The organism is Robiginitalea myxolifaciens (genome assembly GCF_900115205.1).
In the GTDB taxonomy this organism is placed as follows: Bacteria; Bacteroidota; Bacteroidia; order Flavobacteriales; family Flavobacteriaceae; genus Robiginitalea; species Robiginitalea myxolifaciens.
Genome location: NZ_FOYQ01000001.1, coordinates 197,760 through 208,557, shown reverse-complemented (window position 1 = coordinate 208,557; position 10,798 = coordinate 197,760). Strand labels below are relative to the sequence as shown.

Below are 10,798 nucleotides of genomic sequence, written 5' to 3'. Positions count from 1 at the left end.
GCGGTCCGAACGTTCGCATCGCCCAAGACGCGATTCACAACAAATTATTGTGGCAGGCCAGTATATCTGATTACTTGCAGGAAAAAGACTACTGGCTGCCATGATTTCGGCGAAAAAGGGACTGTATTTACTCTTCTTTCTCTTGTTCTATTGCTTAGGGGCGAAGGCTCAATTAAGCGATTTGCACTATTTACCACCCTTGCGGCAAGGCCAGAATAATGGAGCTATCCAACAACAGGCCGTATACCTTTCCACGCCTGAAACTACCGCATTTACCGTGAACGTTTACCAGGGAACCCAGGCTACCCCGGTAGCTACATTCTCCATTTCCAACACCACCCCTGCGGTCTACAACCTCGGAAATGGGAATAACGATGTTACCCTGGTTTCTGATTCGAATACCGGTGTAGTCCTTACCAATAGTGGCTTGCGTTTCGAAGCCCCGGGAGGAAATAATTTTTATGTGAACTATCGGGGTCGTTCCGGTAGCCAGGCGGCCTCCTTAACTTCGAAGGGCCGGGTTGCCCTGGGTCAGAACTTTAAATGGGGTGGGGTACCCAATCTGGGAAGCCATGTATCCAAATCGAACACCCTCGGAATCATGGCAACTGAAGACAATACCACAATCACGCTTTCGGGCTATGATCCGGATTGTGAATTTCGGGTAGGTAGCAATCGCGCCGGGATAACCGCAGATACCTTTACCATTACCCTGGATCAAAATGAATCCTTTGTCTTCGAGACCTATATCGGGACTTCACCAACCCTTGCCCATGAAAGGGGATGGATCGGGGCCTCCATTGTTTCCGACAAGGACATCGCCATTAGCAACGGGTCTTTAAACTACGGTAGGCAGGCAGGTTCCTCGAATCGAGATGCCGGGATCGACCAACCGGTTCCGGAAAACCGATTGGGAAAGGAATACGTCTTTGTCCGTGGAAACGGAAATAGTAATGGGTGGACGGAATTTCCATTGATCATTGCAACCGAAAATAATACCCAGGTCTTCGTTAATGGCTCTGCAACGCCCATTGCAACGCTTAACGATGGCGATTTTTTTGAAATTCCCTCGAGCAATTACTCTTCGAATTCCGTAGGGGCCAATATGTATGTGGAGACTTCAAAAGATGTATACGCCTACCAGTGTATGGCAGGTTCCAACCAGGCCTATACCCAGGGGCTTAATTTCGTGGCCCCGGTCAATTGCTTGCTGCCGGATACCATGGACAATATTCCCGATATCCGGGATGCTGCGGGAATCAATATCAATGGTGGGGTTACCATCATTGCGGCAACGACAACTCCCGATAGTAATATCGTGGTAACCGACGGAGGCGGAACGGTTACTTTGCCAGCTTCTTCTGCAGTGGCTGGGACTACGGATTGGAAGACCTTCTATTTGCCCAACCTCTCAGGGGATGTAAGCGTGCAGTCTACCGGGCCTATTGCGGTAGGATTTTTTGGTTTCAATGGCGCCCGGGGAGTAGCCGGGTACTATTCGGGATTTGATACTGTTCCGGATATCAACCTGCAGATCACCGGAAACAGCTGTCTTCCGGGAGCAGTTTTAGAAATTGCCAGTGGGGAGAGTTTTGACGCCTACCAGTGGTATGGAGATGGGGTGTTGATTCCTGGTGCAACCACTTCCTCCTACACGGCAACTACCCCGGGAGATTACTACCTCAGGGTAACCAGAGGCCCCTGTAGCTATGATTCCAATTCTATTGCGGTATACAACTGCGATCCGGATATTGTCTTGAATAAATCGGTCAACAACAGCAGCGTGCAGGACGGCTCCAATGTTACATTTACCATTACCGTTCAGAATTTCTGGGATGATCCGGTGACCAATCTGGTGCTAACCGATATATTACCCGATGGGTTAACTTTTATTTCGGCAACAGTTACTTCAGGAACCTTTACCAATCCCAATTGGAATCTCGGTACCTTGAATCCCGGTCAGTTGGAAACGATGACCATTACCGCCGAGGCGAGGCTAACCAACATTTACCTCAGCTCCCAGACGCTTACCAATACCGTAACGAATACCCAGGACCAGACCGACCTTAACATTACCGCAGATGATCCCACTGCCGACGTAACGGTGAATATGATCGCACCAACAACGGTAATCAGTAATCGCAGGATTACGATCCGGGTTAATAAGAACTAGAATTTCAAATTTTCGTCCTTATCCCATAGCCCCCAATAGGCTCTGACATCGTCTTCGGTACATTTATCTCATTTCCATTCGTCTACACTTTTCTGCCATCCACCGACACTTCTCTCCGCTCCACCGGACAATGATTTTTGGTAAATATGGAAGTGCGTTCTTTGTAAGCTATCATGTCCTGCCTATGAATCTGCTACTAATAGAAGACGATGCCATTGAAACCATGAAGTTTCAACGCGTCCTGAAAAAAATAGCCTCCCCGCACAAATTAATGGAGGCCAAGAACGGGGAAGAAGCCCTTGAGTTGCTGACTTCCGGCAATCAATTACCGGATATTATCCTCCTGGATCTGAACATGCCACGGATGAACGGTATAGAGTTTTTGACAAAGCTCAAGCAACACGATCAAATCAAATATCTCCCAACGATAATCCTGACTACTTCGGAAAATCGCCACGACCTGCTGGAATGCTATAAGGTCGGGGTCGCTGGTTATGTGATTAAACCGCTTAAATTTGAGGATTACGAAACCAAAATAAAATCGGTTTTGGAATACTGGAGCAACAACGAACTGGTAAAAGCCTAACAGAATCAGGCATTTCACAACATTTTTTGCTGCATAAGTAGTCATTTTCCTACTTTTAAAGCTAAATCTCAGGGCATGAAGGGTATAGTTTTTACAGAATTTCTGGAGATGGTCGAATCTGAATTTGGCCTCGAAACCGTAGACGCCATAATCGAAGCGTCGGATTTACCTTCCGACGGTATATATACTTCGGTAGGTACGTACGAGTTCAACGAAATGGTCACCTTATTGACCAACCTCAATAAGATCGTCGATAAACCTATCGAGGATTTGTTGTACGCATTCGGATTGTATTTATTCTCCAGTTTGGGCAAGGCCCATCCGGAAGTTATCCAAAGCTATAATTCTCCTATTGGTTTGCTATACTCCATAGAAGATCATATCCATGTCCATGTGCAAAAGCTGTACCCGGACGCAGAACTTCCGACATTTAAAATCCTGGAGAAAACCGATACTTCAATCTCCATGGTATACAGTTCTTCACGAGGCTTGTATCGATTGGCTCACGGCCTGATCGAAAAGTGTTTTGAGCACTTCAATGCAAGTGCGCAGGTATCCTTTGAGGTCCTGAAAGAAGATGGTACCGAGGTAAGATTTGATGTAGTCCAGAGTGCCTAAAACCGAGCTGGAAATATTACAACGCGCGCTGGAGCGTCAGAAAAAAGCGCGACTACAGGCGGAAAAAATCCTGGAGGAAAAATCCAAGGAACTTTACGACACCACCCAACACCTGAAGCGTGCCAATGCCCGGCTAAACAACTTGCTCGATGAGCAGTCCGAGGATGTAGATACGGCCTTTCTCAGCGTTATCGATCCTTATGTGGTCATGGATCTCAATTTCGATGTGATCCGCACTAACGAATCGGCAAAGGAATTTTTAGGGTTTGATTACACCCGGGAGTCATTGAATCTGGGGAATCTGGTTCATCCCGATTTCCTGCAGTATACCCGCGAATCCATGCAAACGCTCCTGGAAGTGGGAATCTTAAAAAATTATCGCGCCAAGATTTACACCAAGAATGGGGCGTTGAAGTTTGTTCAGATCAATGCCAGCTTAATTCACAATAACGAGGGCAAGCCCATAGCAGCCCAGGGAATTATTCGCGATATCACCCAGGAAATGGAGATCGAGGCGTTGCTCTCAGAACAACGCAAGCAGCTCGATATAATTGTTGAGAATTCCCCCTTAGGCATTGTACTAGCTGTTGGGGATCGCATTATTAAATGTAATGCCACCATGCAACAGATGCTGGGCTACTCCAATGAGGAACTAAAGGAATTGACTATCGGGCAGATTTCTGCTTACACGGATTCCAAGAAATCCCTGAAGCTGGTGGAAAAGCTCAACAAAGGCGAACTCGATCATTTCGCGATTCAGAAAAGCTACAAGCGGAAAGATGGGAGTGCATTCATGGCGAAGACATCGGTAAGTTCCGTTCGGAATATCGATGGCAGTGTCGATTATCAGGTCGCCATGGTCGAAGATATTACCAAGGAGATTGAGGCAAAGGACAAATTACTAGCCTCTGAAAATCGCCTGGCTACCCTGATCAAAAACCTGGAAATGGCCGTCTTACTGGAGGATGAGCACGGAAAAATTGCCCTGATTAACAGCAAGTTTTGCGAGATGTTTGGGATGGAGGCGGTTCCTGAAGAACTTATGGGTCAAAAAGGTGCGGATGCCATTGAACAGGCAAAAAAATTCGTCGGGGATCCGAAGGCCTTTGATAAGCGTGCAGCGGATATCCTTAAAAAACGGAATACCGTACTCTCCGATGAACTCGAAATGACCGACGGGCGTATCCTGGAAAGGGATTTTATCCCGATCGTCAGTGAAGGCGTCTATCGCGGACATTTATGGACCTATAGCGATGTTACCCTCAGGAGGAATTTCAGGAGGAATCTCCAGGCCGAAAAGGATAAGTACAGCAGTATTATTGCCAATATGAACCTGGGGCTGATCGAAGTAGACAACGAGGATAAGATCCAGATGGTAAACCAAAGTTTCTGCGCCATGAGTGGGTTCGAAGAAGCTGAATTGCTTGGGAAAACCGCTAGGGATGTTCTTAGCGTACAGGAAAAGGATTTGGTCTTGGAGAAAAATGCGCAACGACTGGAAAACACTTCGGATTCTTACGAATTGCGGGTACTCAATAAATCGGGTGAAACTCGGCACTGGTTAATTAGTGGTGCTCCCCGATACAACGAGGCCAACCAGGTCATCGGTTCTATTGGGATTCACCTGGATATTACGGATCACAAAAAGCTCGAACTTCAAAAAGAAAGCCTGTTGAAAGAACTACAGGTGAGCAATAAAGAGCTACAGGAATATGCCCATGTGGTTTCCCACGATTTGAAATCGCCTTTACGCAGTATCAGTGCACTGGCCTCCTGGTTAAAGGAGGATTACGAGTCGGTCCTTGACGATAATGGTATTAACCAACTGCAAATGATGCAGGAGAAGATCGAAGGGATGGACAACCTGATCAGCGGGATCCTCAAATATTCCAGCATCGACCGGCGTTCGGACAAAGAAACCGAGGTCGATTTGAACCAGGTGGTCGAAGAAATTCGCGAAATCATTTTTATTCCCGAGCACGTGCGGGTAGTAATCATGGATACCTTACCCACGGTTTGTGCTGAAAAGACCAAAATGCACCAGCTATTCCAGAATTTGTTGTCTAATGCGGTAATGCATATTGAGAATGAGGAAGGGTTGGTGAAAATATTCAGCGAAGAAACCCCAACCCACTGGCAATTTAGCATTTCCGACAACGGGGTGGGTATTCCGCAGGAATATCACGAGAAGATCTTCAAGATATTCCAGTCGCTCGGGACCAAAGAGCGCTCTACGGGAATTGGCCTTTCAATCGTCAAGAAAATTGTTGATTTGTACGAAGGTAAAATCTGGTTACAATCCGAAGTGGGTAAGGGGACAACCTTTCATTTCACCTTAAAAAAGGATAGAAAATGACAGAAGAAGCCAATCTGGACTATATCGATAATTTAGCAGGAGGCGATGCGAGTTTTCGCCAGCAATTTATCGGCATCCTCAAGGACGAATTCCCTTCAGAGAAAGCGCTCTATGAAAAGAGTATTTCTGAGGAATCCTATCGCATGGCTTATGAAACCGTCCATAAGGTCAAACATAAGATCAATGTTTTGGGGATGGAGCGGAGCCATGCACTGGCCGTTCGCCACGAGGCTGAATTGCGGGAAGGATTGTGTAACTTGAGCGGGGAATTCCAGGAGGTACTCAACTATATAGCTTCTTATTTAAAGACCATCTGACCATGAATTGCATCATTATTGACGACGAAGCAGCTGCCCGGGCTATCATTGCCCAGCTTTGCTCTGAAGTTCCTGATCTGGATATTATTGAACAGTTCGACAATGCGATCGACGGGATCAAGTTCTTAAACCAGCAAACAATCGATGTTATTTTCCTGGACATTCATATGCCGGGCTTCACGGGAATTGATTTTGTTGAGACCCTGAAGAATCCCCCCAAAATTGTCATGACTACCTCGGATACTGAATTTGCAATTGCCTCTTATGAATACGAGGCTATTGTGGATTATCTCGTTAAACCGATTACACGCGAACGGTTTGAAAAATGTATCCAAAAGGTTCAGAACAGTCTTACTGCTCAGCCCACGCAGGCCGCCAATGGGGAAGGTGGAAATACGGTGGGGGAGGACCTCTACATAAATATAGACCGTCGCCTTATCAAACTGAAGTACGACGAAATCCTGCTGATCGAGGCCAAAGGAGATTATATCAATATCAAGACGGAGAACCAGGAATATCTGGTACATACGACCCTTAAAAAGATCCATGCAAAACTCCCTGAGGAGTTGTTCCTGCAAATCCACCGATCTTACATCATCAACTTCTCGAAGATTATCGATATCGAGGACAACAGTGTGCTGATCGCCAAAAATGTTGTTCCTATTAGCCGGTCGAACCGGCCGGAACTCATGCGGCGCCTGAACTTACTGTGATACTGAGGTTTTAAATATCGGTTGATTTCCCATTAACCAGTTTACCCGCACACCTATTTCGGTGGCCTCAAACCCGGCTGCGGTTGCAGAGGCAACGTTGCTGTACTTTCCATAGAGGTTGGCCCCGAAGCGTTTGGAAAATTGGTGGGTCAGACCAGCTTCGATCCGGAAGAGGCCGGAAGTCGGATCTTCTTCTACTTGCTGTTGTCCAAAAGCCGAGCTTAGGACAAAGCCTGTTTCCTCACTGAACTGCCCCCGGAAATCCGCAAACAATTCTATCGCCTGGTAGCGCGACGGACTAAAATACAATTCCGGTACTTGTTCCGTAAAGCCCATCAATTGATAGTTGACCCCTACCTTGAGGGCAGGCTTTCGCAGCAGGCTGTAGTATAATGAGGTAAATAGCAGGTCCCGGCTGTTTGCATCGGATTGCTCCGTATGCATTAATTGGGTATACCAACCCAAACCAAAGTTAGTGCCGAGATTATAGGTCAGTTGATAGTGGTTCTTTACAATTTCACGAGCAATAAGGGCGGCATTAAAGTTTTCCATCTCCCGTTGGTATCCCAGGCGAATATTCTGAAGCTTCAGGGGTTCCCATTGGAAGGCTGCATTGAACAGGGGTTGCACATAGTTTTCCCCCATAAAATCTGCTGCGTTGGCACCCACCTGGGCACTAAACGTGGCTTTTGGAAATGGCGTATAAGCCGCACCCGCAATCAGGTTATGGGATTCAGCAACTTCTCCGCTAACCGTATTTTCAGTGGTGCGATACCCATAGGTCAAAGAAGTTTGGAACTTGGTGGAAGTGGCCAGACTTACGGTTGTATTCGAGAAAACAGCCACATTATTGCCATTGTCAAAACTATACCCGCCTTGCTGAGAAAGTTGCGGGATGTAGTTCCGGTTGATCTTTTCGATCAATTGCAGGGCATCTTTCTGATTCGGGTAAAAGTTCAGGGTTTTCCGGGCTGCTTCGAGTGCTTCTTCCGGACGTCCGGCAGCGAACAAGGCATTGGCCTTACCCAGGTTTCCATCAAAAGAGGTGCTATCCAGGGCAAGGAGTTGGTTGTAGTTCCGAACACTTTCCTTAGGGCTGCCGGTATAGAGTCCCAGGGTAGCCCGCAAGGCCAGGATCCATTCGCGTTGTGGCTCAGCCACAGCCAGGCTGTCTATGATTTTTCCAGCTTGAACGTACTTGCGGTTCCAGATAAGGGCCTGGATGTAGCGGTTTTGAGCGCGTTCCAATAACTCAAATTCGTTCAGTATTTGCGCTTTATTCAAAGATAGTGCGGCGGTTTCCAGAGCTTCTTTATCCTTTTCATCGAGATGGGCCGCCAGGGCAATCCCGTTTAAGGCGGTTATTGAATCTTGTGGTGAGGTTGCCATTTTTTGAAAGGCGTCCCGCGCTGCAGTGAAATCTTTCTGTTGCAGATACAGGTTAGCCAGACTCAAGAGTGCTTCCCGGTCTTCCGGGTATATCGTAAAGATATGCTGCAAATAACCTTCGGCAGCCTCGAACTGGTCCGAAGTAGCCAGGGTATTGGCGTAGCCCAGGAGGATATATTTTTTCGATAATTCGGCATTCGGATTTCCAGGATCCAGGGCCAGGGCCTTCTCGACCCAGGTAAGGGCTTCATTATATTCCTTTAAGTTACTAAGCGTATTGGCATAACCCAACAAGGCGCCGAATGATTCCGGAGCCGTTTGGACCAATTTGGCGTACAGGGGTTTGGCCTGGTCAAATTTCTTATCCCAAAGCAGGGACTCATTATAGTTTAAGGTAATTTCCAGATCCCCGGGATATTGCTTCAGGAGGTTCTGGAATTTGTTTGTTGCGACCTCAGGCCTTCCATTAAGTCCGACCGCGCGTCCGTAACACAATTGGGCGGTCTTGTTGGATGGATTGGATTTAAGGTAGGATTCAAAGAAGGTCTCTGCTGCGGCAAAATCCCCACTTTCCAACATTCGGAATCCAGCGGCCATGTTTTCCTGCCCGAAACTAAGGGCGGTAAACAGTGCAATTGGCAGTAAACTAATTAAACGTTTCATAGGTTAAGTCTTTGATTTTAAGGGGATTTTTTAATACCCCTGAAATCTGATTTTAGGTTCAATGTAAAGGTACAGCGAGTCTTTCCGCACCCGAAGTGCGAACCCTGCCATTCGTCTACACTAAACTGCCTTCCACCTATACCGCTCCATTTTAGTGGTCAGATTCGTGGACATTTGCTTCAAATAAGTACCTAATCTTAACCTTTAAAAATCTACTATCATGGCTTTACAAATTTCAGAATGTCGAGGTGTTTTTTCCGTTCACGGATCCTTACATAGTGGTAATGCCGCTATTCTCAGACAACACCTGTCGGCTTATTTTGTGCCGCAAAAACCTATTATCCTGAATTTAGGTCGCGTTAAATCTATTGACCGTCAGGCATCGCTTGTACTTTCTCAGCTGCATGCCTTCGCATTGCGCAAGAATATCCTACTCTCCATTATCGGAAAGGAGAACCAAGAAATCCTCCCGGTAATGCAGGCTTCCAAAACCTCTTATATCCTGAGCAATGACCACTTTTAGTATTCTCGCCAAAAAGATATCGCCCCAGCAATGGTTTCTGGTAAGTACCCTGGTTGTTAATGCCGGTAACTACCTCTATAACCTGATCCTGGGAAGAATGTTAGGGCCGGAGGCTTTTGCCGAAGCTGCCCTTATGGTAACCCTGTTGTTGGTGCTTTCCTTTGTAGGGATGACCTTCCAGGTTACCGTTGCCAAATTCACAGCAGCTTTTGAGCCTGAAAACCGACAAGCGGTAATCGATACCATTAATCGCTATGCCTTTATTCTCGGGCTGGCCTTTGGCGTGGCGGTGTTTATTTCCGCTCCATGGCTGCAGCAGTTTTTCAATACCCAGGAACCCTTGATGTTCCGGGTATTCGGAGTGGGAATTCCGGTTTATTTCCTGATGAGTGTAAACCGAGGTCGTTATCAGGGCCTGCAGGAATTCACCAAGTTGTCTTTCTCCTATCAATCTGAAATGTGGGGTAGGTTGATCATAACCCTAATGGCACTAATCTTAATCCCGGCAGGACATGGGGTTTTGGTAGCCATAGGGATTGTAGTTTCCTTGTTCCTGGGATTGTTCCCTCTTAAAGGTTTGAAACTATTTCGAACCGGATCCCGGGACCTGGAAATTACTTATAAGAAGCAGATCCGCAACTTTATTGCTGTAACCGCTTTTTATGAGCTCACCCAAATACTGATCAACAACAGCGATATCCTGTTGGTAAAAAGCTATTTTGAAGCAGAGCAGGCCGGATTGTACGCCTCCCTGGCACTTATCGGAAGGGTCGTGTATTTTGTTGCCTGGATGTTCGTGATGCTTTTGCTTCCAGAGGTAGTCAATGCCAAAAGAGAAGGGAAGGATACGACCAAACTCCTGATGAAATATGTAGGCTATGTGGGTGTTCTTTCACTCTTTATCGTCGGTTGTTGTGTCGCCTTTCCAAAACTGATTATTTCCCTGTTATTCGGGGATGCCTATCTGTCCATGGCTGGGATGCTGTGGCAATATGCGCTGGCAACTTCACTTTTCGCTATCGCTAACATATTCACCTATTACTTCCTGTCGATTGACCGGTATAAGCCCATTTGGTTTTCCGCCTTCTTCGGACTTTCTCAGGTGGTGCTGATCATGAATTTTCACGATAATCTGGCCATGGTTGTTCAGGTCCAGCTCCTGGCCATGGTTGCCTTGTTGATTACGCAACTCATCTATTACAAGCAATACAGCATACGCTGGAACTAATCTCGTGGCCTGAAGGACGTTCAGCAATTTCGTCCTGAAATGAGCCGCATCAGAGACACCCACCTGGAGACAGGTGGGTGTTTTTATTTAATCCCATTGCACAAGCTGTCAGAAAGCTTAAAAACCGCTTATCCAACAAGTTTTTCCATTCGTCTACACTTATCCGCCAACCACCTGAAAACGCCTGTATTTATTGGGTTTATGGCGCAAATTTGTATCAGAATTACAAAAG

9 protein-coding genes are annotated in these 10,798 nt (G+C 46.6%); 8 read left to right on the top strand and 1 reads right to left on the bottom strand.

Annotated features, from left to right (window positions below; all coding sequences use genetic code 11):
- The first annotated feature begins 181 nt into the window (after positions 1-181).
- The 6 genes from BM318_RS00955 to BM318_RS00930 all read left to right on the top strand — a co-directional run bounded on the left by BM318_RS00955 (position 182) and on the right by BM318_RS00930 (position 6,763).
- Complete coding sequence (locus BM318_RS00955; RefSeq protein ID WP_245759703.1) at positions 182-2,173, top strand: DUF11 domain-containing protein; 1,992 nt, start codon at positions 182-184, stop codon at positions 2,171-2,173.
- Positions 2,174-2,357: 184 nt separating this feature from the next.
- Entirely contained in the window at positions 2,358-2,759 is a 402-nt protein-coding gene (locus BM318_RS00950; protein WP_092979951.1) for a response regulator, read from the top strand.
- A gap of 75 nt (positions 2,760-2,834) precedes the next feature.
- Positions 2,835-3,377 (top strand): heme NO-binding domain-containing protein, encoded by a 543-nt coding sequence (locus BM318_RS00945; RefSeq protein ID WP_092979949.1) that lies wholly within the window; start codon positions 2,835-2,837, stop codon positions 3,375-3,377.
- Positions 3,370-5,733: a PAS domain S-box protein gene (locus BM318_RS00940; protein WP_092979947.1), complete on the top strand. Its 2,364-nt coding sequence runs from the start codon at positions 3,370-3,372 to the stop codon at positions 5,731-5,733. Before BM318_RS00945 ends, BM318_RS00940 begins: the two co-directional genes overlap by 8 nt.
- Positions 5,730-6,050, top strand: coding sequence for a hypothetical protein (locus BM318_RS00935; RefSeq protein WP_092979945.1), 321 nt, complete (start codon positions 5,730-5,732; stop codon positions 6,048-6,050). The genes BM318_RS00940 and BM318_RS00935 overlap by 4 nt, the downstream gene beginning before the upstream one ends.
- 2 nt (positions 6,051-6,052) lie before the next feature.
- On the top strand, positions 6,053-6,763 hold the full coding sequence (locus BM318_RS00930; protein WP_092979943.1) for a LytR/AlgR family response regulator transcription factor: 711 nt from the start codon (positions 6,053-6,055) through the stop codon (positions 6,761-6,763).
- Here the strand turns inward: BM318_RS00930 and BM318_RS00925 are convergent.
- On the bottom strand, positions 6,755-8,815 hold the full coding sequence (locus BM318_RS00925; RefSeq protein ID WP_092979941.1) for a tetratricopeptide repeat protein: 2,061 nt from the start codon (positions 8,813-8,815) through the stop codon (positions 6,755-6,757). The genes BM318_RS00930 and BM318_RS00925 overlap by 9 nt on opposite strands.
- A 220-nt stretch (positions 8,816-9,035) precedes the next feature.
- Between BM318_RS00925 and BM318_RS00920 the strand changes: the two genes are divergently transcribed.
- Together BM318_RS00920 and BM318_RS00915 are read left to right on the top strand one after the other, a co-directional pair.
- Positions 9,036-9,338, top strand: a complete 303-nt coding sequence (locus BM318_RS00920; protein WP_092979940.1) for an STAS domain-containing protein — start codon at positions 9,036-9,038, stop codon at positions 9,336-9,338.
- Positions 9,325-10,566, top strand: a complete 1,242-nt coding sequence (locus BM318_RS00915) for an oligosaccharide flippase family protein (RefSeq protein WP_092979938.1) — start codon at positions 9,325-9,327, stop codon at positions 10,564-10,566. The genes BM318_RS00920 and BM318_RS00915 overlap by 14 nt, the downstream gene beginning before the upstream one ends.
- Positions 10,567-10,798: the final 232 nt, after the last annotated feature.